Below are 25024 nucleotides of genomic sequence, written 5' to 3'. Positions count from 1 at the left end.
GCCATCAAAACGTTTACCATCGGCGGAAGTGACCCCTCTTTCATGAAAGTTCTCGTCACGGTGAAGGAGGTCGCCGAGGCCGCCGACGACTTCGAGATCTCGGGGATAGAAATCGAGGAGGGATATCTGGAGTACGACCTCAACGAGTGGGACGACTACGCGATCGAGGAGGCCGTCCAGCTTTCAGAACAGCGCGACGACGTCGAGACCGTCGGGGTGACGATCGGGCCCGAGCGCAGCGAGGAGACGATCCGGATGGCGCTGGCGAAAGGCATCGACCGGGCGGTACGCGTCTGGGACGACGCGATCGAACGCCAGGACCTGCTGGACGTCGACGCGAAGGCGCGGCTGCTCGAGGCCGTCGTCGAGGCGGAGGACCCCGACCTGGTGTTGTCGGGCGTGCAGGCAAACGACGACAGCTTCGGCGCGACCGGCGTAGCGCTCGCCCGTCAGCTCGGGTTCCAGTGGGCCGCGGTGGTAAACCGGATGGAGCTTTCCGACGACGATACGATCGCGAACGTTCGACGTGAACTGGAGGGCGGCGTCGAGGAGCTGACCGAAATCGACATGCCGGCGGTGCTCACGATCCAGACGGGGATCAACGAGCCGCGGTACGCCAGTCTCCGCGGCATCCGGCAGGCCCAGAGCAAGGAGATCGACGTGCAAAGCCTGGACGATCTGGGACTCGGCGAGGAAGCCGTCGAGGGGGAGCTCGACCTCACGAGCATGTACGAGCCCGTAAGCGAATCCGACGCCGAGATCTTCGAGGGCGACCCCGATGAGACGGCCGGGAAACTTGCTGCGGTCCTCCAGGAGAAGGGGGTGGGTGCCCAATGAGCGCCGTGCTCGCGGTCGCGGACCACCGTCGCGGCGCACTCCGGGACGTGAGCTTCGAACTGCTCGCCGCGGGTCGGGAACTCGCCGACGCCCTCGGCGGGGAATTCCACGTCGCGGTGATCGGCGGCGACGTCGAGTCGTTCGCCGAGGAACTGAACCGGGAGGGTGTCGACGTCGTCCACACCGTCGACGAGGGGGAGGAGTTCAACCACGACGTCTACGTCCAGGCCGTCGAGGCCCTGTGTGAGGAAGTGGACGCGACGGCGATCCTCTCGCCCAACAGCGTCAACGGGCTGGACTACGCGCCGGCGGTCGCAAATGGGCTGTCGATCCCGCTTGTGACCGACGCGATCGCACTGGCGTACGAGGACGGGCTCGAGGTGACCCGCGAGATGTACGGTTCGAAGGTCGAAACCACCGTCGAGGTGGACGACGACCGGTTCTTCGTGACGATCCGGAGCGGGGAGTGGCCCGCCGTCGAGGGCCGGGGCGACGCGTCGATCGAGCCGTTCGAATTCGAACTGGACGAGTCGGCCGTCGGCAGCCGCGTCCAGGGGTTCGAGGAGGTCGGAGAGGGCGACGTCGACATCTCGGATGCGGACGTACTGGTGTCGGTCGGTCGCGGCATCGAAGAGGAGGAGAACCTCGAGATCGTAGAGGCGCTGGCGGACGCGCTGGACGCGACGCTTTCGGCCTCGCGACCGGTCGTCGACAACGGCTGGCTGCCGAAGAACCGCCAGGTCGGCCAGTCCGGCAAGGTGGTCTCGCCGGAGGTGTACATCGCCGTCGGCATCTCGGGGGCGGTCCAGCACGTCGCCGGGATGAAGGGGGCGAAGACGATCGTCGCGATCAACACCGACCCGAACGCGCCGATCTTCGACATCGCCGATTACGGCATCGTCGACGACCTCTTCGAGGTCGTTCCCGAACTGACCGAGCAGTTCGAGTAGACCTCGGAGGGTTCCGAGAGCGCTCGTTTCGTCACCTACAAACGCGCGGATCCCCTTTCTCCGGTGATGGAGTATCTCGAGCATCGGGTCGAGCTCGTGAACGACCGTCTCAGCGAGGTCATCGAGGGGATCGAACCCGGACAGCTGAGCGCGGAACTGGAGCACGTCGTGCTGGCGGGCGGCAAGCGAGTCCGTCCGGCAGTGACGGTGCTGTCCTGCGAGGCGTGTGGCGGGGATCCGGCGGACGCGGTCGACTTCGCTGCGGGCGTCGAGTTCGTCCACAACGCGTCGCTCGTCGTCGATGACATCATCGACCGCTCGCAGCTTCGGCGAGGCACCCCGAGCGCCTGGGCCGAGTTCGGCTACGGCCCGGCGTTGATCACGAGCGACGGGCTCCTCGGCGAGGCGTTCTGGCTGTTTTCCGCGGACGATCGGGCGACCCAGATCGTCGCGGAGGCGATGGTCGAGCTCGGGGAGGGGGAGGCGACCGAGCTCGTGTCCTACCCCGACTCCGAGGAGGCGTACATGGAGCTGGCCCGACGAAAGACGGGCGCACTGTTCCGCGCGGCGGCGGAGCTGGGTGCCGTCGCCGCCGACGCGGACGCGTTTACCGTCGAGGCGTTCGGCGAGTACGCAGAGCGTGTCGGGATCGCGTTCCAGATCCGGGACGACGTGTTGGACGCGACTGCAGACGCCGACGACCTGGGGAAACCGACCGGCCAGGACGAACAGATGGACCGGCCCTCGTTCGTTCAGGTGACCGGGCTCTCCGTCGAGGAGGCGAACCGGCGGGCACAGCGCCAGGCCGACCTCGCGCTCCAGTCGCTCGAGGCGGCCGACGTGCCCGAGACCGCGGCGAAGGGGTATCTCCGCGACCTTGCGGAGTTCGTCGTCGTGCGGGAGCGTTGAATCCGTTTCCGAGGACGCCGTCGCCCTCCGTTCTGCATCCCCGTGTGTAATATTCTCGTGAGGACGTATCGAAGTACTCATAGTTGCGCAATCAGGTACTGGCTTCATGAACAGAGCCGAGAAGGCCGCCCTGCAGTTGCAGGCGGTCGCCGTCTTGCGGATGCTGAAGCAGACGCGGACCTACGACGAGCTCTCCGAGCTGACCGGGCTTCCGGCGGGGGATCTGAACCGGTACGTCAACGGCCACGTGCTGCCCGGGACTGATCGCGCACGCGAGGTGGTCGACGGGATCGGCCGGGAGGCGCTCGCGACGGAGCTTCGAGCCCGGGTCTCCGTCGACGACGAGGGGTACGTCGACAACTCCTCGGTGGTGTTCGATCAGTCGTTTCTCGACCTCGTCGCGCCGGTCGCCGCCGAGACGCTCGGCTTCGATCGGCCGGACGTCGTGTTGACGGCGGCCACCGACGGGATCACTCTCGGGGCGGCGATGGCCTCCTACTTCGACGCGCGCGTCGCCTACGCGAAGAAGTCCAAAGAGACCGCAGTCGAGGAGTTCATCGAATCGCGACACCGGCTCGCCTCGGGAATCGAGCTCACCTACTACCTGCCGGCGACGGCGATCGACGAGGGGGAGACGGTGCTGGTCGTCGACGACCTCATCCGGTCGGGGGAGACCCAGGAGCTACTCCTGGACATCGCCGAGCAGGCCGACGCCGAGGTTGCCGGCGTCTTCGTACTGATCGCCGTCGGCGAGGAGGGACTCGACCGCGCTCGCGCGTTCACGACGGCGCCGGTCGGCGCCCTGACGACGTTCGAAGAGTGATACTGGTTATGAGCGGAGCCCCGACGACCACGACGGCTGCTCCGATCAGTACTCACGTTCCCGCAACGTAACGCGTGCTTCGTTGGAATATTGGCCTTGTTTTGTACACGGTTGTGTATACTATTCTCTTCGTCTATGAGAATATTTAAGCCATCGTCGGAGGTATGCCTCCCTGTGCTACCATGGGGTTGAGCGAAACACTTTCGTCGTACTTCGACGTCGACGACCACGGCTCCGACGTCCGTACTGAAGTTCTCGCGGGGATCACGACGTTCCTCGCGATGAGTTACATCATCGTCGTAAACCCGGCGATCCTCTCGTATGCGATCCTGTGGGACCACGGGGCAGGAGAGCGTGCCGACACTGCGGTCATCGACGGGGCGACCTACACGGCGACGGAGGTGTTCCAGATGCTGGCGATCGTTACCATTCTGGCATCGATTGCGGCGATCGTGGTGATGGCGTTTTACGCGAAACGGCCCTTCGGGCTCGCGCCGGGGATGGGGCTAAACGCCTTCTTCGCCTTTTCGGTCGTCGTGGGCTTCGGTATCCCCTGGCAGACGGCGCTGGCGGCGGTGTTCGTGGAGGGCGTGATCTTCATCCTGCTAACGGCGGTCGGCGCCCGCAAGTACATCATCTCGCTGTTCCCCGAGCCGGTGAAGTTCGCTGTCGGAGCCGGGATCGGCGTGTTCTTGCTTTTCATCGGTCTCCAGGAGATGCAGATCGTCGTAGGGGATCCCGAAACGCTCGTCCGGCTGGGTGACATCTTCACCAACCCCGTGGCGATCGTGGCGCTGGCGGGCCTGATACTCACACTCGTGTTGTGGGCTCGCGGCGTGACCGGCAGCATCGTGATCGGCATCCTCGGGACGGCGGTGGTCGGATGGGTCGTCGCCCTGGCCGGGCTCGTAGAGCGCGGGACGCTCGTGGACGCCCAGCTGCTCGAACGGACACAGACGGAGGGATTCCTCTCGGTGCTGATGGACGTCCAGTGGGACATCACGCCGCTTGCGGGTGCGTTCGTCGACGGGTTCACACACGTGGAACCGATTACGTTCGCGTTCGTCGTGTTCACGTTCTTCTTCGTGGACTTCTTCGACACGGCGGGGACGCTGATCGGCGTCTCCCAGTTCGGCGGCTTCCTCGACGAGGAGGGCGACCTCCCGGAGATGGACAAGCCATTGATGGCGGACGCGGTCGGCACTACCGTCGGTTCGATGCTCGGCACCTCGACGGTGACGACGTACATCGAATCCTCGACCGGAATCGAGGAGGGCGGTCGGACCGGGCTCACCGCGCTGGTCGTCGGAGGGCTGTTCCTGCTTGCGATCCCGCTGGTATCGCTGGCGTCGATCGTGCCGGACTACGCTTCCTTTATCGCGCTGGTCGTGGTCGGCATCATCATGTTCCAGGGCGTCACCGACATCGACTGGTCGGACCCCGCCTGGACGGTGTCGGCGGTGTTGACGATCACGATCATGCCGCTCACCTACTCGATCGCCGACGGGCTGGCGGCGGGGATCATCGCGTACCCGATCGTCAAGCTCGCGATGGGTGAAGGTCGTGACGTCGTCCCCGGCCAGTACGCCATCGCGGCGGTGCTGGCGCTGTACTACGTGCTCCAGACCGGCGGATTCATCCTCTGAACCAAGCGAAGCGTTTTGGCGACTCCGCCCGCGTGGTTTCGCGGTTTTGCACACCCAGAGCATAACCCCCGGTAGTTCATCCTGCTCAGGGGCATACCCGGAACCGATGACGGAACTCGTCCTTTATGAACTGCAGGGTTGTCCCTACTGTGCGATGGTCCGCGAGAAACTCGCGGAGCTGGAGCTCGACTACGAATCCAGAACCGTCCCCCGTGTACACCACGAGCGGACGGAGGTGCAGGAACGCAGCGGCCAGACCGGCGTCCCGGTGCTCGTCGACGAGGCGAACGGCGTCGAGGGGATGTCGGAAAGCACGCGGATCATCGAGTACCTCGAGGAGACGTACGGCGAGACGGTCGAGGAGACGTACGGCGAGACGGTCGAGGAGACGTACGGCGAGACGTCCTGACGAAGCTTCACCGGGGGCGACGTCACTCCTCGCGAGGTTCCGAAAGCGAGGTGATCCGCCTTGCGTCCTCCCAGGCGCGCTCGAACGTCGCGTCCGCCCGGGCCGCGAAGTGGCGGTCCCGGAAGTTCACCATCCCGAACAGATCGTCGGGTGCTGCCGGATTCGGGATCGCGATGCAGATCTCGGCGTCGTCGATCAGCGTGAAGTTGCCGTGGAGATCGTCGCTCGCCCGGAGTTCGAACAGCGACCAGTCGAACGGTCGGTGGTCGAGCCCGTCCCCCCTGCCCAGCTCGCGGCTGATCTGTGCAAACACGGACTCTGAAAGCAAAATCGAGATGTCGACCTCGCGCCTGTAGGCGCCGAACAGGGTCTCCAGGATCCGGGGACCGAGTTCGTCGAGTTCGAACTGAGAGCTCACGGTGTCGGCCACGAGCGTCACTGACGATTCGGCGGTGTCGATGCGTTCGAGCAACAGCTCCATCGACTCCTCCGGGCCCATCACTGCCGTCCAGAACTCGTCTTCGGGCACTTCGATCTCGCGGAGATCCGCGAGCAGTTCCGCCCGCTGTGCCTTGTACCGTTCGAGACGGTCGCGCAGTTCCCGGGTCCGAACCTCGAGTAACCTGTCGACGACCACCTCCGGTTCGACTGCGGCGTAGACGGTCGGATGGCTGCCGTCCTGTGTTCGGACTGCACCGTGGGACGTCAGCCCGCCCAGGGCGTCGTAGATTCGCCCCGTCGGGACCCCGCTCGCCTCGGAGATCTCGCTGGCTGTGGCGGATCCCAGCGCGAGCAACGCCCGGTAGGCCCGCTCCTCGTAGCTGGATAGACCGAGATCTCGAAGCGTCGCGTCTTCCCCGTCGATCCGGCTTTCCGTCCCCTCGCGTCCGTCAGCCATTGCGATCTATCTACACTTAAACCTCCACAGTATAAACCAGTTATCGTGGATCCTATCTCTTCCAGATTGACACTGATCGAATCCGAATTAACCCGTTTCACTACTGAAAACGTCCGATTTGGCTGCCTGACTGGTGTCGGAAACTGTTGCCTCTCGGACCTATAACCATATAAAAACTGATATTATGTTTTTGGTGGTTTGAAAACCGTTATCCGTCACAGTCCCCGAGCGGATCTACAATGAGCTCCCCGTGGCGCCGAGGGATCGTCGGTGCGGTCGCGACGATCGTGTTTCTGTCGGCCGTGATCGCCGTCGTCGGAATCAGCCTGGGGACCGGGGTCGGCGTCGTCGAGGCCAACGAGACGAGATCGGGAGTCGTCCAGGGGAGCGCCGAACTCGACGTCACGCTGCCGGACAACCGGGTCGCGGCCGGGGAGACGGACACGCTCGAGTTCTTCATCGCGAACGACGGGGAGGTACAGTCGACGGGGCAGCATCCCTCGGAGGCGATCGATCGAGCCACGGAGGCGCGGTCGGTCAGGATCGACGTCGACGACACGCGGGGGGCGCCGATCGACGTCCGGACGAACGAACAGTTCGTGGGGACGATCGAGGACGGCGAATCCAGCGGCCCTCACGGGTTCGAGGTGTTCGTCGAGGAGGACGCCGATCCGGGCGAGTACACGATCGACGTCGAGGTGACCTACCGCGACGCCCAGTTCGTCTACTACACGCAGTACGACGACGGGGACGCCGACTACGAGGAGGACGTCCGCCAGCGATCGGAAACGTTCCGGATGACAATCGAGGTCGAAGACGAAGCTCGATTCGAGGTCACGAACGTGACACACGACGTCGGGATCGGCGGGACCGGGCTCGTCGAGTTCGAAGTCGAGAACACGGGCAGCGAGGACGTCGACGAAGTCGTGGCGACGGGGACGGCCCAGGACCAGGACTTCTTTTTCGGCTCGGGAGGGCCCAGCTCGGAGACGTTCGTCGGCGAGTGGGAAGCCGGCGAGACGCGGACGATCGCGTTCCGCGGGGGGACAACCGCCGACGCGATCCGGACGTTCTACACTGTCGATCTGGATCTCGAATACGACACCCAGGACGGGGAACGGCTCGCCCGGTCGGTCCGGACGGCAGTTCGGCCACACCCCGCACACCAGTTCCGGATCGAAGAACTCGACCACTCGATCGGCGTCGACGAGTCGGGGACGCTGACCCTCGAGATCAGAAACGCCGGAAACGAGCCGGTCGAGGAGGCGTCCGTCGCGGCGACGGCACAGGATCAGGACGTCTTCTTCGGATCGGGCGGCCCCAGTTCGGAGACGTTCGTCGGGGCGTGGGAGCCGGGGGAGACCAGAACAGTCGAGTTCCGGGCGGGAACGACCGAGGAGGCGATCGAGAAGTTCTACGCGATCGACGTCGACGTCGCCTACCGCACCGTCGACGACGAGGCGTTCGAACGAACGCTCCGAACCGGGGTCCAGCCGCTGGCCAAACAGCGGTACCAGGTCGTGGACGTGGACCACGACGTCGCAGTGGGTGACGACGGCGTCCTCGAGATCGAACTCCGCAACGACGGCCCCCGGGACGTCACTGAAGCGTCGGTGACGGTCTCGGCGGGCGATCAGGCGATCGTGTTCGGCTCGGGCACCGCCGGCGAGACGATCACGGCCGGCGACCTGACGTTCCAGCCCGAAGGGCCCGGGTCGCCGACCTCGGAAGCGTTCGTCGGCGAGTGGGAGGCCGGCGAGAGTATAACGCTGTCCTACCGCAGCGGGGCGACAGACGACGCGCTCGAACGGGAGTACACCGTCGACGTGACCGTCGAGAGCCGCGACGCCGACGACAACGATCTGACTCCCCGGAGCAGGACGATCGGTCTGCGTCCGCTGCCCGAACAGTCGTTCGCGGTCGGCGACGTCGAAAGCTCGCTGTACGTCGGCGAGGACGGCACACTCGAGGGAACCGTCACCAACACCGGAGAGCGGACCGTCGAGAACGTGGTCGTGCTGTACGACAGCGACCTGGCGAACCTGTTCCCGAGAGAGACCCAGTACGCCGTCGGCTCGCTGGAGCCGGGCGAGTCCGCCGAGTTCCAGTACCGGATCGGGGTGAGCCGCGACGCCGAAGCGGGGCCCAGACAGCTGGAGCTGACCACGCGATACCGCAACCACCGCGGCGAGGTCCGGCTGTCGGACGCGACCGACGTGTTCGCGACCGTCCAGCCACAGCGAGACGAGTTCACACTCCGCCCGGCGGAGGCCACCCTCGAGCCGGGCGAGACCACTCGGATCGAGATCGACATCGAGAACACCTACGACGAGACGCTCCGGAACGTCCGCGCGAAGCTGTTCACAAACAGCCCGCTGTCCAGCGACGACGACGAGGCGTTCCTGACGGAGATCGCGCCCGGGGAAACCGAGACGATCGTGTTCGAGGTGAGCGCCTCCGGCGGCGCGGTCGCGAAGACGTACCCCGTTTCGATCGACTTCCGGTACGACGACGAGCGGGACCAAACCCGGCTGTCGGACACCTACCGGGTGCCCGTCGAGGTGGTCGAACCGGCCGAGCCACTGGTTCCGCTCTGGCTCATACTGCTCGTCTTGGTGCTCGCCGCCCTCGCAGGCTGGCGGTACCGGGATCGGCTCCCCGACCGGGAACAGCTTCGCGAGGAGTGGGAGCGGCGCAGGGGCAAACGCGGCCGTTCCGGCGACCGATGAGTCGCGGCCGGTGGGACTACCAGCCGGCGCTGGATACGGTCAACCACTGGATCACCGAGCGTCCCCGGGCAGTGATTCTGGCGTTTCTCCTCGTCACTGGGCTGTTTGCCGGCGGGCTGGCGAACATCCAGTTCGACGCCGGCACCGACGCCTTCACCGATGACGTCCCCGAACAGCAGGCGCTCGACCGGGTCGACCAGGAGTTCGAACCCGCCTTCGACGACGACGAGACGACGACGCAACTCCTCCAGCGGGGCGAGAACGTCCTCTCGCGGGACGGGGTGCTCCGAATGCTCGAGTTGCAGTACCGCATCGAGCGGAACCCCGACATGCGGGTCGTGGAGGCGACCAGCCCCGCACGGGGGGTCGCGCAGGTGCTTGATCCGAACGCAGAAACCCTGGAAGCACAGATCTACGCCGTCGAGGGGGCCACCGAAGCGGAGGTCCGGGCGGCCGCCCGAACCCTGGTCGAGGAGAACCCGGCGATCACCCGGTCGCTGTCGGACGACTTCAACGAGCGGGAGATGCACGCCTCCGCGACGATCGGCGTGGTCACCCACCAGATCCCGGAGGGGGGAGACGACACCGAACGGGAGATCCAGCGACAGGTCGAGTCGACCGCCGACGGAGTCGGCGGTGACGTGATCGTCTTCGGTGGCGGCATCTTCGATGCGGAGTTCGAGGCCGCGCTCGTCGACTCGCTTTCGATCATGGTACCTGCTGTCGGATTGCTCATTTTGCTTTTCCTGATCGTCGCGTACCGCGATCCGGTCGATCTCATTCTCGGGCTCGTCTCGCTTTTCATGGCGGTCATCTGGACGTTCGGCTTCACCGGGATTGCGGGGATTCCGTTCAACCAGATGATGGTCGCGGTGCCGCCGCTGTTGCTCGCGGTCGGGATCGACTTCGGCATCCACGCGGTCAACCGCTACCGCGAGGAGCGGATCGCCGGCGAGGGGATTCACGACGGGATGACCGCAGCGTCCAACCAGCTGCTGGTCGCCTTCTTCATCGTCACCGGCACCACCGCGATCGGCTTCGGCGCCAACATGGCGAGCGACCTGGGGCCGATCCAGGAGTTCGGCTTCGTCGCAAGCGTCGGGATCGCCTTCACGTTCCTCATCTTCGGGGTGTTTATGCCCGCAGCGAAGGTGTTCCTGGACGACCTCCGCGAGGGGACCCGGTTCCCGGAGTTCAGCAACGAACCGCTGGGCTCCGAGGAGTCGACGCTGGGGAAGATCCTGCCGCTCGGGGCAGTCGCGGGACGGAAGGCACCGATCGCGATGCTGCTTCTGTTGCTCGTCGCCACCGCCGGGATGGGCGTCCTCGCGACCGACGTCGAGACCCGGTTCGACGACGAGGACTTCCTGCCGTACGAGGAGATGCCCGTCTACATCGACGTCATCCCCGAGCCGCTCGGTCCCGGGGAGTACACGGTCACGGAGGCGGTCAACTTCCTCGGGGACAACTTCGAAACCGGCGAGGACGACGAGGTGACGGTGTACGCGGAGGGGCCCCTGCGGCAGCCGTACGCGCTCGAGTCCATCCACCGGGCCGGCGCGGACCCCCCACCGACGTTCGTGGCCGACGGCGACCGGGCGGTCGCACGCAGCGTCGTCACCGTCATGCAGGAGTACGCCGAGGAGGATCCGGAGTTTGCGGCGCTGCTTGCGGAAAACGACGTCAGCGGGAACGGCGTTCCCGACCGGAACCTCGAGGAGATCTACGAGGCGCTGTTGTCCTCGCCCGTCCGCGAGGAGGCGCTCAACTACGTCTCCGAGGACCTCGATGCGACCCGGGTGATCTACTCGGTGGAGGCGGACGCCGGCCAGGAGCCGGTCACCCGCGACGCCCGCGACGTCGCCGGCGACTACCGGCTCGACGCGACCGCGACCGGAAACATCGTCGTCTTCCAGGCGCTGACCGAGCTCATCCTCGAGTCGGCGATCGTGAGTCTCGCGATCGCGCTCGGTGTGACCGGGATCTTCCTGGTCGTCGTCTACGACCTGCTGGAAGGTCGGGCGTCGCTTGGGGTCGCGAACCTGGTTCCGATCGTCGTCACGGTGGTGTTTCTCGCGGGATCGATGCCGCTTTTAGACATTCCCTTCAACGCGCTCACGGCGACAATTCTCTCGATCACGATCGGCATCGGCGTCGCCTACTCGGTCCACATCACCCACCGGTTCATCGACGAGTACAACCGGGGGCCGGACGCCTACGCCGCGCTGTTGACGACGCTTCGAGGGACCGGCGGCGGCATCACCGGCAGCATGATCACTACCGCCGGCGGGGTCGGATCGCTGCTGCTCGCGGTCAGTCCGATGCTCGGGCAGTTCGGCCTGTTGATGTCGGTGAGCGTGATCTACTCGTATCTGGCTGCGCTGATCGTGTTGCCGCCGACGCTGATCGTCTGGGAGCGCCGATTCGGGTGAATCGAACCGCTGCCGTCGGTCGATTTCGTGGCGTGGCCGAAAAACCGTTATAGCTAGCGGTCGACTGTCTGAGCGACGATGACCGAGCGGCTCGAGGCCCGGAGCGCCCGGATCGAGCGGTCCCTGGAGCGGACGCTTTCCAGCCCTCACGCCGACGTCGAGTTCGACTCGATCCGCGACCGGTGGCCATCCGGATACGTCCGCGGACAGCTGTTTCTGGCGCTCGTCGACGCGGTCGGGACCGACGTCGCCGATCCGTTTCCCGCCGCCGTGTCGCTGGAACTGTCGTATCTCCAGGCGCTCGTTCACGGACGGATCTTGGAGGACGTGTCGCCGACCGGCCGAACGGCCCGGGAGGACGACCGCGCGATCCTCTCGGGGGATTACCTCCAGGCGCGGGCGTTCGAACGACTCGGTCGACTCGACGCGCCGGCCCCGCTGGTCACCCGGTGTTTCTCGGTGCTGACTCGCGCGAGTATCCGCACCCACGAAGGCCAGTTCGAAGCGCGACAGTTCAGTGGGGACACGTCCCCGGCGGACGCCGGGGTCGTCAGGTTCGACCACACTGCGCCGGCGGTCCTCGGCGGGGCCGCCGCGCGGCTCGCGGGCGTCCTGGGGGAGCTCGATGAGGCGACGCTGTCCAGTCTCGAGGAGGGCGGCGCCGCCTTTGGCTGGACGCTCGCTACGGAGGCGATCACGGGGAACGCGGCCATCGCCCGTCCGCGGGAGTCGCTCGACCGGATCATCGGCGGGATCGTCGATAGCTGTCAGACGGCGGCCGCCCCCGGATTACACCGGAATCTCCGCCGGATCGCAGACAGCGTCTGTGAGGAACGCGATCCCGTCACACCCAGCGGCCGACCGTAGTCCCCGACTCCCGTGGCGGTTGCGGCCCCTCCCGACGACGGCAAACTGGCTCTCGGTGCTATCGTTCGGGGTGGACGTTCGCGTCGAACCCGCCCCTGACGAGGGGTTTCGCGACGTGGCGCCGGGCACACGGCGGCACCTCGTACCAACCCACGTCCAGCGCTCGATCGATCGGTTTCGGCCGTTTCCGTTCGGCGGCGGTCCCGCAGTCCCGACACCGGTACCCCTGGTTTTGTCCGGCGGAGGACATCGACCGGCCACAGTCGGGGCAGGTCGGGTTGACCCGCTCGGTTTCGACCAGTTCCCTGACGGCGAACTTCTCGAGCTTGAGTGTGCCGTCGGTGTGCTCCCCACAGGCGGTGATCTGATCCCCGGACCGGAGCGCCCGGACGCGCTCCCGGAACCGTTTCGTCGGCTCGAAGGCCGCACAGGTGACGGTCGGGGGGGTCTCCATCCCGGAATCCCTGGGACGGGCGAGTTCGAAGAACACGTGTCCCCCGCGACGCGTCTCCGGCGGGCTCGCGACGGTTCCCTCGACCCGGTAGCCCGCCCCGTCCCGGAGCGATCCGATCTCCCCGGGCGCGAGGTGGGCGTCGGTCCCCTGGTTGGTCAGAAACGTCGCCGTCCGTTCGACGGGCTCGGCGTCGATCCGATCGGCGACCGCTCGGCAGGCGTCGGGATCGTCCCCTCGGATGCCATAGAGGATCGGTCCCGGCGCGTTCGGGACGCAAACCGCCTCCCCTTCCGCCCGGTCGACGGTGTCCCAGACGGTCGGGTAGCCCCAGTCGGCGGCGTCGAAGACGCTGTCGACGTCGACCTCCCGGGGCGTGCCACACCGGTCGAACTCCCGGTAGGCGACGTGTTCCGTCGTCCAGTCGTCGAACGCCCGCCAGGCGCCGACCGCCGCCAGCGCGCCGATGCGTCCCCGTCCCACGACGTCGTCGGCTCCGGTCGCCGCTGGCGTTCCTCCGCCGAACGCCTCCTGTTCCCAGCCGCGTCGCTCGATCAGGTCGATCGCCTCCGAGAGGTCGTGAAACTCCCGCAACGCGTTCCGGGCGAACGTTGCGACGTCTTCCGGGATCGCAGCCGGCTCGACGTCGGCCACGACCGCTCCCGGGGACGTTCGTGGATCGTCCGCAATTGCCAGCCCGGACAGCTCCTCGCGAACCAGCTCCAGCGCCAGGTCGGGATCGACGTCGGCGTGCAGCGCGAGCGCCGCGTTTCCCCGGGTTTTGTGTGGGACTGCCGGGTTGAGCCGGACCAGTAGCTGCCGCCGGACCTCGCCGCCGGCCGCCTCGATGCGCTCTTCGAGCCGTGCCGCGAGGTAGGTCGTACACATCCCGCGTTCCCGGGAGTCGGTGTCGTCGACGCCCACGATCGTCGCTGTCGACTGCGTCACTGGCGGCCGTAATCGGCGGACGGATAAGGGGGTTTCGCGGACGTCCTGCGGTTCAATATAAACGACCCGGACGCCGAACGTAAAACCGCCAGACGGCGTAATACCGGTATTCCGAAATTCCCACAACACATATATGCTGGAAGTCACTTATATTTCAGTATGTCACGGATGGCGCTCGTCGAGAACGTGGTCGCCATGCTCGAGGACGCCGGGTTCCTCGTCAGCGACCGGTGTGCCGTCCGTCCGAAGAGTTTCGATATCGCTGCGCGGCGGGGGGAGGACCTCCTGCTTTTGAAGATCCTGGGCAACGTCGACGCGCTGGACGCCGGCACCGGCGAGGAGATGCGGCGGCTCGGGCAGTACCTCGAGGCGACCCCGATCCTGCTCGGGCTCCGGACCCGAAACGAGGAGCTGAAACCGGGCGTGGTGTATTTCAGACACGGGGTACCGGTCATTCACCCGGACACCGCCTACGACCTGTTCGTCGAGAAGGTCCCGCCACTCATCTACGCGGCGCCGGGTGGGCTGTACGTCAGCATCGACGGCGACGTGCTCGCGGACGAACGGGAACAGCGCGGCTGGTCGCTGGGGAAGCTCGCCAACGAGCTCGGCGTCTCCCGGCGCACGGTGTCGAAGTACGAGGACGGGATGAACGCCTCCATCGAGGTCGCCGCCGAACTGGAGGACCTGTTCGACAGACCGTTCTCGAACCCGGTGGACGTGCTCGAAGGGGCCGACGAGGTCCGCGACGCCGAGCCGACGCCCGAGGCCCCGGAAGCGGATCCGGACGACCACCACGTGGTCGCAGTGCTGTCCCGCGCCGGCTTCACCGTCCACCCGACGCAGCGGGCGCCGTTCAAGGCGGTCGGCGAGGACGTCGCCGAACAGCGGATGCGGGTGCTCACGGGTCACTCGGAGTTCACCAAAAGCGCCGAGAAGCGCGCCCGGCTGATGTCTTCGATCGGCCGAGTCACCCGAACGCAGTCGGTGTACTTCACGGAGTCGGACGCCCGCAAGGAGTCCGTCGACGGAACGGCGCTGGTCTCGTGTGAGGAGCTCGCCGGCATGGACGACCCCGAGGAGATTCGGGAGGTCATCCGCGAGCGGGGCACGGAACCGGGCGAGGCCTGAAAACGACCGTTCTGCAGTCGGCGCCTCACTTTTTCAGCCCGCTGCCAGTCAGCGGCACGACCACGTCGTCGTCGGGCGCCAGGACGCCGCGGCTCCGGTACTCCCGCAGCGCCGCGGGTGCGACGGCACACGTCGGCTCGGTGTAAAAGCCCGCGGCGTGGAGCCGGTCGAGTTCCCGTTCGGTTGCCGATCGCGAGACCGCGATCGCGTCGCCGTTCGTCTCCTCAATCGCCTCGCGGATCCACTCCAACTGGGCCGGATCGGCGATCTGGATGCCGTCGGCGGCGTCGTTGTGTTCACCATCGCCCGGCGCGGCGGCCGCCTCGCCGTGACGCTGTCGGACCACCGGTGCGACGCCGGCAGCCTGCGCGCCCAGCAGTCGCGGGAGACGATCGATCCAGCCCGCCTCCCGGAGCCGTTCGAACCCCAGATACGCGCCCAGAAACAGCGTCCCGTGGCCCAGCGGAACGACAACGGCGTCGGGAACGGTCCAGTCTCGCTGGAGGGCGATCTCGTAGGCGACCGTCGCGGTCCCTTCGAAGAAGGCCGGGTTGTAGGCGTGGCTCGCGTACCAGGCGTCGCCCGATTCGACTGCCTCGATACAGGCGTCGGTGACCTCGCCCCGGCTGCCTTCCACCCGAACCGCCGTCGCGCCGGCGCGCTCGATCGCGCGGAGCTTCGACTCCGTGGCCGCGGCTGGAACGTAGATCTCGGCGTCCATCCCGGCACGGGCGGCGTACGTCGCGATCGCGGCGCCGGCGTTGCCCGAGGAGTCCTCGACGATCCGGTCGACACCCAGCTCTCGGGCCCGGGTCAGCGTCGTCGTTGCGCCCCGGTCCTTGAACGAACCCGTCGGGAAGACGTACTCCAGCTTGAACGTGGCGTTCCACGCGGGCTGGTCAGTTCGGGAGGATCGACGATCGGCGTCCACGAGCGGCGTCAGTCCCTCCCCGAGGCTGATCCGGTCTGTCGGATCGTCACCGACTGCAAGGAGGTCGGCGAAGCTCCACAGTCCGTCCCGGGCGTCGAACGTCGCCGGATCCGGCGGGTCGCTCCCGAGGCCGGTCGGTTGCCAGTCGAACCGGAGCGGGGATCCACAGTCACACCGCCACCGGTCCGGATAGCTCTGTCCGCAGGCGGGGCAGCTGAGCGGTCTCGGTGTCGGCGTTCCGGTGTCGGATTCCGGGGCGTGGTCACCACTCATCAGTGTCTATCCATCAGTACTCGTCGACGTCCGTCCCCACGGAACAGACGTACTCGCCGGTCGCGACCTGCGGCAGGCGACGACTCCGCCAGAAGATCCCGTCGCTTTCGGCGGTCACCCGGGTTTTCTCCTCCCCGAACGGGCCGGTCACGCGGAACAGCACGTCGCCGGCGGCTACTCTGTCACCGAGGTCCTTTCGGAAGTGAACGAGCCCCCCGACCGGCGAACCGTACTGGTCGAAGCCCCTGGCGCGGGTCTGGGGATTCAGATCGGCGTTCCCGTCGATGAAGCCGTAGTACTGCAACACGTTGAACAGCCCCTCGACCCCCTTCTGGACGGAGGTTTCGTCCCAGCCGACGCTCCCGCCCAGTTCGGGATCGATCGTCGGGATCCCCTCGTCGGGGCCGACACGCGCGAGCTGTCCGTCCGGTCCCTTCTGGTCGAAGACGTGGCCGCAGCCGAACACCTTCGCGAGGTGGAGACAGTCGGCGTGCATCCGGTGACGCCGACCACAGCGAACCCGAACCTCGTTTATCATGCGACTGGTCGATCCCTGGTGGAGGTCGACGATGAGATCCGCGTCCTTCGCGGCGTCGAACGTCGCAGCGGCGATGCGTTCGCTCGTCGAGCCGTGTTCGTCGCCGGGGTAGGTCCGGTTCAGCTTCGTGTCGTCGATCGGGTTGCGGTGTTTTGCGACCTGGAACCCGTAGTGGTTCACGATCCCGACCACGAGAACCGCTCCGGACATCGACGAGGGGTCGAGCTGCGGCACGACCCGCGTCAACACGCCGAGACCGTTGAGCTCGTCACCGTCGCTTACGGCCTGCACGTACAGCGTCTTCCCGTCGGAGGCGCCGTTTACCACACAGACCGGGAGCCGAACCGGACTCCCGTCCCGCGCCTCTCCGACCGCGAGGCGGCCGGTGTCGAGTTCGCCGGGTGCCGCGCTTGCGGTACCGAGGCTGATCGTCATTGCCCGATACTCGAACGCGAGCGCCTTTATCGGTTCGATCCGCCGCGATCCTCGATAAATCCTCAACTATTATATAAATTGTCGAACTAATCCGAACGAAATGGTCTCCGGCGACAGTGCGGGCGACCCCGCCGTCGACGACGACGAGGATTACGACGACGTAGACGAGGAACTCGACGAGGAGCTCTCCCGTCGACTCCAGCGGATCAAACAGCGGGGCTGTAACGTGCTGGTGACGAAGAGCACGGGCGGTCCCGCCGTCGATCTGATCACCGCCCGGCTGCTCGGCTCACCCCGGGAAGAGCGGTACCGGATCCTCGTGATGATCCGCGACGACGTCGACGCGCTTGCCGTGAAGTTCCCCGGCGGCGTCTCGATCCTCGACGACGAGACGCATCTGATCGACTACCGTGACGAACTCGACGGCGACGATCCGGATCCCGGAGAGTTCCCGCCGCCGGAGGGGGAGGATCCGCTCGTGGAGCTCCGTGCACAGCTGGAAAACAGGATGGCAGACTGCCTGTCGGGGCGCGAGCTCGAGCCGGCACAGCTCCGGGTCGGCGTCGACTCGCTGGGGCCGCTTCTCGAGCGATACCCGACCTCGACAGTTTCGGAGTTCGTGACCGACGTCACGAGTTCGGTCCGGGAGGCCGACGGGATGGGGCATTTCCACGTCGCGATGTCGGACGAACGGGCACGGGAACTCCCGTTCGCCTCGGCGTTCGACGCCCGGATCGAGCTGCGGCAGATCCAGGCCCGCCCTGCAGCCCACCGCATTCATCTCCCCGAGTACGGCGCGAGCGACTGGATGTACGTGCGGTGAGCGAGCAACGGCCCCACAGCCGTCGGGTACCGTATCTTATATCCTTGGGCCGACCGTCGGTTCCGACGATGATCGATCTCCGTTCTGACACGGTCACGACACCCTCGGATCGGATGCGCGAGGCGGCCCGCGACGCCGACGTCGGAGACGACGTCTATCGGGGTGACCCCACGGTGAACGAACTCGAGCGGCGCGCGGCCGACCTCGTCGGCACCGAGGCGGCGCTGTACGTCCCGTCGGGAACGATGGGCAACCAGATCGCGATCCGGGTCCACACCGACCGCGGCGAGGAACTCCTCCTCGAACAGGAGTCACATATCCACCGCTGGGAGGTCGCCGGTGCCGCGCAACTGTCGGCAGTCCAGTCCCGGCTGGTCGACGCCGGCGATCGGTGCGTTCCCACGCCCGAGCAGGTGCGGGAGGCGTACGTCGAAGAGAGCCTCCACCGGCCCGGGACCGGGCTGCTGTGTCTGGAGAACACACACAACTACCGGGGCGGGATCGCCGTCCCGAAAGCGCACGTCGACGCCGCTGCAGAGGCCGCCGGCGAGCTTGGGGTTCCGGTCCACCTCGACGGCGCACGGCTGTTCAACGCGAGCGTCGCCCTCGACACGCCGGCCGACGAACTGGTCGAGAACGTCGATTCGGTGATGTTTTGCCTCTCGAAAGGGCTCGGCGCACCGGTGGGCTCGATGCTCGCCGGCCCCGAGGAGTTCGTCGAACAGGCACGCCGGATCCGCAAGCTGTTCGGCGGAGGGATGCGTCAGGCGGGCGTGATCGCCGCACCCGGGCTGGTCGCACTCGAGAACGTCGATCGGCTCGCCACCGACCACGAGAACGCCCGCCTGCTCGCGGCCGGGATCGACGAGATCGAGGGGCTTTGCGCCCCCGAACCCGAGACGAACATCGTCGTCGTCGACTCGAGCGAACTGGGGACGACCGCCGAAAAGCTGGTCGCCGCCTGCGAGGACGCTGGCGTCGGTGCCGGCGCATTCGACGAGTACACCACCCGGCTTTGCACGCATCTGGACGTCTCCCGGGCGGACGTAAAGGAGGCGGTCGACCGCATCGAATCGGTCGTCGAGTCGCTCGACGGGTGAGGAGTCCCTCCTCGGTCGTGGTCTCCGATCCGCGTCGTCGGCGTCACTCCTCGAAGGAGAACTCGAACCGTGCGCCGCCGCAGGCGCCGTCGGTTGTTTCGACCGTCCAGCCGTGTGCCTCGGCGATCCGCTGGACGATCGCGAGCCCGAGGCCGGTGCCCGCCTCGTCGGTCGTGTAGCCGGATTCGAACACGCGGTCGCGGTCGGTTTCGGGAATTCCCGGCCCGTTGTCTTCGACGTAAAACCCCGACGGATCGCCCGAGGCGCAGGAAAGCGGCCCCACCCGGACGGTGACGTCTTCCCCTCCGTGTTCGACCGCGTTGATAAACAGGTTCTCGAACAGCTCCGTCGCACGTGCCCGATCCAGCGCGACCGAACAGCCCGACTCGAACTCGAGGGTTGCCCCATCCGTGGCGACGTTCGCCCACGCCCGTCTCGCCACCGTTTCCAGCTCCGTTTCCTCCAGTTCGCCGACGAGTCGACCCTCTCGGGCCAGCTGGAGCAGGTCGTCGAGGAACTCCTGCATGTCGTCAAGTGCCCTGGCGGCCCGATCGAAGTGATCGTCGTCGCCGGTTTCGCGAGCGAGTTCCAGAAAGCCCGTCGCGACCGAAAGCGGGTTCCGGAGGTCGTGTGAGATGATGGAGGCGAACTCGTCGAGCCGCTCGTTCTGCTTTCGGAGCGTCTCCTCCCGTTCCTGCTGTTCGGTGATGTCGGTGTAGATGGCGAACCCCGAGACGTTGTGCGAGCCGAGCTCCAGCGGGATCACCTGCAGAATGAAGTGACGAGAGCCGTTTACGGTTCGGCGGACCACCTCCGCCGAGACGTTTTTCCCCTCGCGAAGCCGCCGATTGAACAGTTCGCCCCGCTTTCGTTTCTCCTCGTCCTCCGGCAGGACGTACTCGTCGACGTTCTTCCCGAGGACCGTCTCGCTTTCGTAGCCGAACACCTCCTCGAAGGCGGCGTTGACCCGCCGGAAGACCGGGTTGCCGTCGACCATTTCGAAGGCAATCGCCGGGTCGGGCACGTTCTCGAACAGCGACTGGAGACGGTCGCGCTCGGTTCGCAGCTCGGCGGTGGTTTCGATCCGCGCGAGCGTCTCGCCGGCGTGGGCCGCGAGAAGCTCCGCCAGCTCGAGATCCCGCTCGTCGAAGGCCGCCGGCTCGGCGGACACCGCCTGGAAAACCCCGTGGTCCCCGATCGGGACGCTGAGTCCGGAGCTGAACTCCGCCTTCGAGGGGTTCGCGTCGTGTTCGGCGTCCACCTCGTCGATGAGCCGGGAGTTCCCGGTTTTGAACGACCAGCCTCCGACCCCCTCGTCGACGGACATGGGTCTGGCGTCGCCGATCTCGGCGTCTCCCGACTCCGCCACCGGAACGAGCACGCCGTCGTGGTGGCGCATCGCGGCACAGCGGTCGAACTCGAGGACGCGTTCGGCGATCTCGACGGTCTGCTCGAACACTCGCTGTGGCCGGTGAAGCGACGGGAACTCCGTAACGCCCTCGTGCAGTTCGGTGACCCGCCGCTCGTGTTCCTCGCCCGTCGACTCCACGTCGGACAGTTTCTCCCGAACCTCCTCGAGGATCCGATCCGGCGAGCAGGGTGAATCACCACCCTGGACGGAGACGCCGTCCAAACGACCAACCGGATCGCCCTCACTCCCGACTGCGGCGGCCCCCCGCGTCGCCGGAGCGTCGCCGCAGGCGACGGTCGGAACCGACGGAGCCGCCGTCGCGGCCCACGCCCGGCTCAACGGGTCACAACAGACGAGACAGTCCGCGTCCGGCGACGTGTCGATCTCGTCGGGATGGCCGAGGGCGACGGTCCACTCCCTTGCAAGCGCCCCGAGAAGATCGTCGGGCGGATCGTCCTCTGCGACTACGAGGACGACTGGTGTCTCTGTCACGTTCTATCGGCCTGTTATTACCAGAAGAACGCCAACGGGTATAAACATTCGTGCTCGATTATCAGTCATGTGAATAACGTCTGACAGAGTGGGTATCTGATATTCAGTGCTGATATTAGGGTCCGTTTCTGCCTCTCTTCCGAATAGAACGCTGACGCCAACACCCAAGAGCCGGCAGGTCCCAGCGTCCCCATGGACGATACACCGGAGCCCGACGGAAACGGGGTGTCCCACGACGGATCGATCGGAGCGGAACTCGTTTCGCTGACGCGGCAGCTCGTCGAGATTCCCAGCCACGCCGACGAGACGGCGGCGGGCGACGCGATCGAGCGCTGGCTTCGGCGGGAAACCGGGGCTGTCGTCGAACGAGACGACGCCGGAAACGTTCTCGCTCGCCGATCGCCTCCCGGAGTATCCGAACCGGCCGACGTCCGGGACGACGGGCGACCGACGTTCGCGCTCGTGGGGCATCACGACGTCGTGCCGCCGGGCGAGTCGCAGATCGCAGTGGGGACCGTCGAAAACGCCGACAGCTACGCAGTCGACCGACGCAACGGGCGGCTGTACGGCCGTGGGACCGCCGACATGAAGGGTGCAGTCGCCGCCTGTCTGCTCGCGTTCCGGGATGCCGACCTCGGTGGGAACGCCTCGGAGGCGCCACTGGAGGCTCCGGACCTCGCGTTCGCGTCGTTCGTCGGCGAGGAGACGGGGGGCGAGGGCGCACGCGCCGCGATCGACGGCGGGTTCGTCCCCGATTACGCGGTGGTGGCCGAGGGGTCGACGAACTACTCGAAGGCGGGGGTGACTGACGTCGCGATCGCGCACAAGGGGCGCCGAGCGAGCACGCTCCACGTCCGGGGGAAGGCCGCCCATGCCAGCGAGCCCGAACGGGGAAAAAACGCGATCTACCGGGCGAGCGACGCAGTCGACGTCGTCCGCGAGCTGCCCTTTCCGGAGGCGGCGGTGTTCGGGGATCAACTGCGAGGGAGCCTGGCTGTCACAGAGATCGAGGGCGGGAGCGCCTGGAACGTGATCCCCGAGCGCTGTGAGATCTCCGTCGACGAGCGCACGGTGCCCGGCGAGCGGGCCGACCTCGAACGCGCGAGTGAACTCCCGGGTGTCGACCTCGAGCTCGAACAGGACCTCCCTCCGATGGCGTGTTCGGACGACGCGTTCGCAGAGGTGGTGCTCGAGGCCGCCCGCAAGGCGCAGTCGGGGGCGCCCGAACACGTCACCAAACCCCACGCCACCGACGCCGGGTGGCTCGCCGCCGCCGGGACGGCCTGTGTCGTCTGTGGCCCCGCCGAACCCGGGGAAGCCCACACCGACACCGAGAGCGTCTCGATCGACGTCCTCACGCGGTGTTACCGCATCTACCGCCGGGCTGCACAGCGGGTCTGTCGACAGATCTCAGAAGCGTAAGCCGGCAATCCGACCGGGAAAGCAGTCGGTTCTTTACCCGGGCGCGACAAGGCGCGTGTATGGCAACCGAAGCCACATCGACCGACGCGCCGGAGGCTTACGCGGCGCTTCTGGATCGGTACGAGCGCATCTCGTATCTCGGCACCGCCAGCGGCGTCCTCTCGTGGGATCAGCAGGTAATGATGCCCGAAAAGGGGACGCCCGCCCGATCGAAGCAGCTCTCCACGCTGGCGTCGCTGCGGCACGAACTGCTCACCGACGACGAGATCGGCTCTCTGCTGTCGGAGCTCGAGGGCGCGGATCTGGACGACAAACAGGCCGCAAGCGTCAGGGAGATCCGACGGGAGCACGAGCGCGCCGCTGCGGTGCCCCGCGAGCTCGTCGAAGAAATCTCCGAGACCGCCTCCGAGGCGTTACCCGCCTGGGAGGAGGCGAAGGAAACCGACGACTTCGAGACGTTCGAACCGTATCTCGAGAAACACGTCGAACTGAAGCGGGAGTACGCCGAACAGATCGATCCCGACCGGGGCCCCTACGAGGTGCTGTTCGAGGAGTACGAACCGTGGTTGTCCCTCGAACGGGCCGAGGAGATCCTCGCGGAACTCCGGGAGACGCTGGTGCCGATGATCGACGCGATCAGGGAGTCGGACGCCGACCTGGCGACCGACACCTTCGAAGGCGAGTGGGACGCCGACGTCCAGGAGGAGCTCTCCCGGGAGATCCTCTCGGTGATCGGCTACGACTGGGACCGCGGCCGGCTCGACACCTCCTCGCATCCGTTCACGTCGGGCAACCAGTTCGACTGTCGGGTCACCACCCGGTTCGACGAGTCGGATCCGGTGGGCGCGATGACCTCGACGATCCACGAGTTCGGCCACGCCCAGTACAACCTCGGGCTCCCACAGTCGGAGTTCGGGACGCCGCTGGGCGAATCGCGGGACCTCTCGGTCCACGAATCGCAATCGCGGCTCTGGGAGAACCACGTCGGTCGGTCCCGATCGTTCTGGGAGCTGCTTTCGCCGATCGTGAACGACTACTTCCCCGAGTTCGACGGTACGCCACAGGAGGCCTACGAGGCGGCAAACCAGGTGTACGAGGACAACCTCATCCGGGTCGAAGCGGACGAACTCACCTATCACCTCCACATCGTGATCCGTTTCGAGATCGAGCGCGACCTCGTCCGGGGCGACCTCGAGGCCGCTGACGTTCCCGAGGTGTGGAACGACAAATACGAGGAGTACCTCGGAATCCGGCCGGAGTCGGATTCGGAGGGCTGTCTACAGGACATCCACTGGAGTCACGGCAACTTCGGCTACTTCCCGACCTACTCGCTGGGGTCGGTTATGGCCGCCCAGCTGTTTGCCGCAGCTGCCGAGGAGATCGACGACCTGGAGGGGAAGATCCGCGAGGGCGAATTCGATCCCCTCCACGAGTGGCTCTCGGAGAACGTCCACGCCCACGGCAAGCAGTATCGGACGAACGACCTCGTAATCGAAGCGACCGGCGAAGACTTCGTCGCCGATTACTTCACCGAGTACGTCGAAGAGAAATACGGCGAGCTGTACGGGATCTAGTTTTCTCCCTGCAGCTGCTGGAGCACTTCGCCGGCGACCTCCCTGTCGGCGGCGACGAGGTACCGCCGGCCGCCCACCAGCTTCGTCGAGTGCTGAACGGTGACGTCGCCGTCGGCCTGGGAGATCACCACCGACCCCTCCGGGAGCGCGTCGGCGACGACCTCGCCGGCCGCCGGCGCTTCGTAGTCGACCCGAACGTCGAACACCTCGATGTCGCCGGTGACTCCCTCGAGCGTTCGGACGTCGCTGCCCGCGAGGGCGTTGACTGCCGCCTTGATGCTGGCTCGCTCCGGGAAGAAGACGTCGTCGACGTACTCGGTGTATTCGTCACCCTCCTCCTCGGCGATCCGGGCGACAGTTCGGATGTCGGGGTACAGCTGCTTTGCAGCCATACAGATCGCCAGGTTCGTATCGCCACGGTCGGTCAGCGCGCCGAGCCTGGTCGTTTCGTCGGTCACCGCCTGGCGAAGTATCGACGGGCGAGTCGCGTCGCCCTCGACGTACTCGATACCCTCCTCGGTGTTGGGAACCCCGTCCGGGTTTCGTTCGATCACTGTAACCTCCACTCCTCCGTCGGCGAAGCGAGACGCGACGCGTCGACCGACGCGGCCGCCTCCCGCAATGACAATGTGCCCCGTTTCGGACATGTGACACAGGTCGGCTCAGCACCTAATAAGCGTGTTCCCCCCGTCAGTTCTGGGCGGTGTTCGGATCCGGTCGGACCGGAACGGCTACGACTCGGCGGCGGCTTCCCGCACCCATTCGTCGGGAAGCTCCGCGTCCGGCGGCAGATGATCGGCGTCGTACTCCGACAACTCGAACGTAACCGTCGTGTGGTCACACATCATGATCAACTGTCCCGGCGGATCCTTTTCGACGACGGTCACGCCGTCGGCACAGGCGTCGCCACAGGTTCGACACTCGAGGGTTTCAGTCGACATACGAGCGTACAACGGTCTAGTGTGGTATAAACACACGTGGTCGGTGATCCTCCA

21 protein-coding genes are annotated in these 25024 nt (G+C 66.4%); 14 read left to right on the top strand and 7 right to left on the bottom strand.

Annotated elements, in window-relative coordinates:
- Positions 1–42: 42 nt before the first annotated feature.
- The 6 genes from AArcCO_RS13715 (at position 43) to AArcCO_RS13690 (ending at position 5574) form a co-directional block, all read left to right on the top strand.
- Positions 43–837: an electron transfer flavoprotein subunit beta/FixA family protein gene (locus AArcCO_RS13715; protein WP_259534062.1), complete on the top strand. Its 795-nt coding sequence runs from the start codon at positions 43–45 to the stop codon at positions 835–837.
- Complete coding sequence (locus tag AArcCO_RS13710) at positions 834–1787, top strand: electron transfer flavoprotein subunit alpha/FixB family protein (protein WP_259534061.1); 954 nt, start codon at positions 834–836, stop codon at positions 1785–1787. Before AArcCO_RS13715 ends, AArcCO_RS13710 begins: the two co-directional genes overlap by 4 nt.
- 66 nt (positions 1788–1853) lie before the next feature.
- A complete protein-coding gene (locus tag AArcCO_RS13705) occupies positions 1854–2696 on the top strand; it encodes a polyprenyl synthetase family protein (RefSeq protein ID WP_259534060.1) in 843 nt (280 codons plus the stop codon).
- Positions 2697–2802: 106 nt separating this feature from the next.
- Positions 2803–3519, top strand: coding sequence for a phosphoribosyltransferase family protein (locus AArcCO_RS13700; protein WP_259534059.1), 717 nt, complete (start codon positions 2803–2805; stop codon positions 3517–3519).
- A gap of 182 nt (positions 3520–3701) precedes the next feature.
- Positions 3702–5165 carry an NCS2 family permease gene (locus AArcCO_RS13695; RefSeq protein WP_259536454.1) on the top strand — a complete coding sequence of 488 codons (1464 nt, stop codon included), beginning with the start codon at positions 3702–3704 and terminating at the stop codon, positions 5163–5165.
- A 106-nt stretch (positions 5166–5271) separates the two neighbouring features.
- The gene (locus AArcCO_RS13690; protein ID WP_259534058.1) at positions 5272–5574 is read left to right on the top strand and encodes a glutathione S-transferase N-terminal domain-containing protein; all 303 of its coding nucleotides are present in this window, start codon (positions 5272–5274) and stop codon (positions 5572–5574) included.
- 22 nt (positions 5575–5596) lie between these two features.
- Here the strand turns inward: AArcCO_RS13690 and AArcCO_RS13685 are convergent, their stop codons facing one another.
- On the bottom strand, positions 5597–6472 hold the full coding sequence (locus AArcCO_RS13685; protein WP_259534057.1) for a TrmB family transcriptional regulator: 876 nt from the start codon (positions 6470–6472) through the stop codon (positions 5597–5599).
- A 239-nt stretch (positions 6473–6711) separates the two neighbouring features.
- Between AArcCO_RS13685 and AArcCO_RS13680 the strand changes: the two genes are divergently transcribed.
- The 3 genes from AArcCO_RS13680 (at position 6712) to AArcCO_RS13670 (ending at position 12500) form a co-directional block, all read left to right on the top strand.
- Positions 6712–9201 (top strand): COG1361 S-layer family protein, encoded by a 2490-nt coding sequence (locus AArcCO_RS13680; protein ID WP_259534056.1) that lies wholly within the window; start codon positions 6712–6714, stop codon positions 9199–9201.
- The gene (locus AArcCO_RS13675) at positions 9198–11633 is read left to right on the top strand and encodes an efflux RND transporter permease subunit (protein ID WP_259534055.1); all 2436 of its coding nucleotides are present in this window, start codon (positions 9198–9200) and stop codon (positions 11631–11633) included. The genes AArcCO_RS13680 and AArcCO_RS13675 overlap by 4 nt, the downstream gene beginning before the upstream one ends.
- Positions 11634–11711: 78 nt before the next feature.
- Complete coding sequence (locus tag AArcCO_RS13670; protein ID WP_259534054.1) at positions 11712–12500, top strand: polyprenyl synthetase family protein; 789 nt, start codon at positions 11712–11714, stop codon at positions 12498–12500.
- 58 nt (positions 12501–12558) lie between these two features.
- Here AArcCO_RS13670 and AArcCO_RS13665 read toward each other — a convergent pair whose 3' ends face one another.
- Positions 12559–13839 (bottom strand): tRNA(Ile)(2)-agmatinylcytidine synthase, encoded by a 1281-nt coding sequence (locus AArcCO_RS13665; RefSeq protein ID WP_259536452.1) that lies wholly within the window; start codon positions 13837–13839, stop codon positions 12559–12561.
- Between the two features lie 219 nt (positions 13840–14058).
- Here AArcCO_RS13665 and AArcCO_RS13660 point away from each other — a divergent pair, with 219 nt between their 5' ends.
- Entirely contained in the window at positions 14059–15030 is a 972-nt protein-coding gene (locus AArcCO_RS13660; RefSeq protein ID WP_259534053.1) for a transcriptional regulator, read from the top strand.
- A 25-nt stretch (positions 15031–15055) separates the two neighbouring features.
- Here the strand turns inward: AArcCO_RS13660 and AArcCO_RS13655 are convergent, their stop codons facing one another.
- Together AArcCO_RS13655 and AArcCO_RS13650 are read right to left on the bottom strand one after the other, a co-directional pair.
- Positions 15056–16234: a threonine synthase gene (locus tag AArcCO_RS13655; RefSeq protein ID WP_259534052.1), complete on the bottom strand. Its 1179-nt coding sequence runs from the start codon at positions 16232–16234 to the stop codon at positions 15056–15058.
- Between the two features lie 13 nt (positions 16235–16247).
- Entirely contained in the window at positions 16248–17207 is a 960-nt protein-coding gene (locus tag AArcCO_RS13650) for a succinylglutamate desuccinylase/aspartoacylase family protein (protein WP_259534051.1), read from the bottom strand.
- Between the two features lie 100 nt (positions 17208–17307).
- Between AArcCO_RS13650 and AArcCO_RS13645 the strand changes: the two genes are divergently transcribed.
- Together AArcCO_RS13645 and AArcCO_RS13640 are read left to right on the top strand one after the other, a co-directional pair.
- Positions 17308–18030: a DUF7504 family protein gene (locus AArcCO_RS13645; RefSeq protein WP_259534050.1), complete on the top strand. Its 723-nt coding sequence runs from the start codon at positions 17308–17310 to the stop codon at positions 18028–18030.
- A gap of 68 nt (positions 18031–18098) precedes the next feature.
- Positions 18099–19130 carry a threonine aldolase family protein gene (locus AArcCO_RS13640; RefSeq protein ID WP_259534049.1) on the top strand — a complete coding sequence of 344 codons (1032 nt, stop codon included), beginning with the start codon at positions 18099–18101 and terminating at the stop codon, positions 19128–19130.
- A gap of 43 nt (positions 19131–19173) precedes the next feature.
- Here AArcCO_RS13640 and AArcCO_RS13635 read toward each other — a convergent pair whose 3' ends face one another.
- Positions 19174–21033 carry an ATP-binding protein gene (locus AArcCO_RS13635; protein ID WP_259534048.1) on the bottom strand — a complete coding sequence of 620 codons (1860 nt, stop codon included), beginning with the start codon at positions 21031–21033 and terminating at the stop codon, positions 19174–19176.
- Positions 21034–21225: 192 nt separating this feature from the next.
- On the opposite strand from AArcCO_RS13635, the gene AArcCO_RS13630 reads away from it, so the two are divergent.
- Entirely contained in the window at positions 21226–22455 is a 1230-nt protein-coding gene (locus AArcCO_RS13630) for a M20 family metallopeptidase (protein WP_259534047.1), read from the top strand.
- A 59-nt stretch (positions 22456–22514) separates the two neighbouring features.
- Positions 22515–24029 (top strand): carboxypeptidase M32, encoded by a 1515-nt coding sequence (locus AArcCO_RS13625; protein ID WP_259534046.1) that lies wholly within the window; start codon positions 22515–22517, stop codon positions 24027–24029.
- On the opposite strand, the gene AArcCO_RS13620 is transcribed toward AArcCO_RS13625, so the two are convergent.
- Together AArcCO_RS13620 and AArcCO_RS13615 are read right to left on the bottom strand one after the other, a co-directional pair.
- Positions 24026–24676, bottom strand: coding sequence for a potassium channel family protein (locus AArcCO_RS13620; protein WP_259534045.1), 651 nt, complete (start codon positions 24674–24676; stop codon positions 24026–24028). The genes AArcCO_RS13625 and AArcCO_RS13620 overlap by 4 nt on opposite strands.
- Positions 24677–24760: 84 nt before the next feature.
- Positions 24761–24970 (bottom strand): hypothetical protein, encoded by a 210-nt coding sequence (locus AArcCO_RS13615; RefSeq protein ID WP_259534044.1) that lies wholly within the window; start codon positions 24968–24970, stop codon positions 24761–24763.
- Positions 24971–25024: the final 54 nt, after the last annotated feature.

Origin of the sequence: Halalkaliarchaeum sp. AArc-CO, assembly GCF_024972735.1 — an archaeon.
Classification (GTDB): domain Archaea; phylum Halobacteriota; class Halobacteria; order Halobacteriales; family Haloferacaceae; genus Halalkaliarchaeum.
The sequence above is the reverse complement of the archived record's forward strand: the minus strand, read 5'-3'. Positions and strand labels throughout refer to the sequence as shown.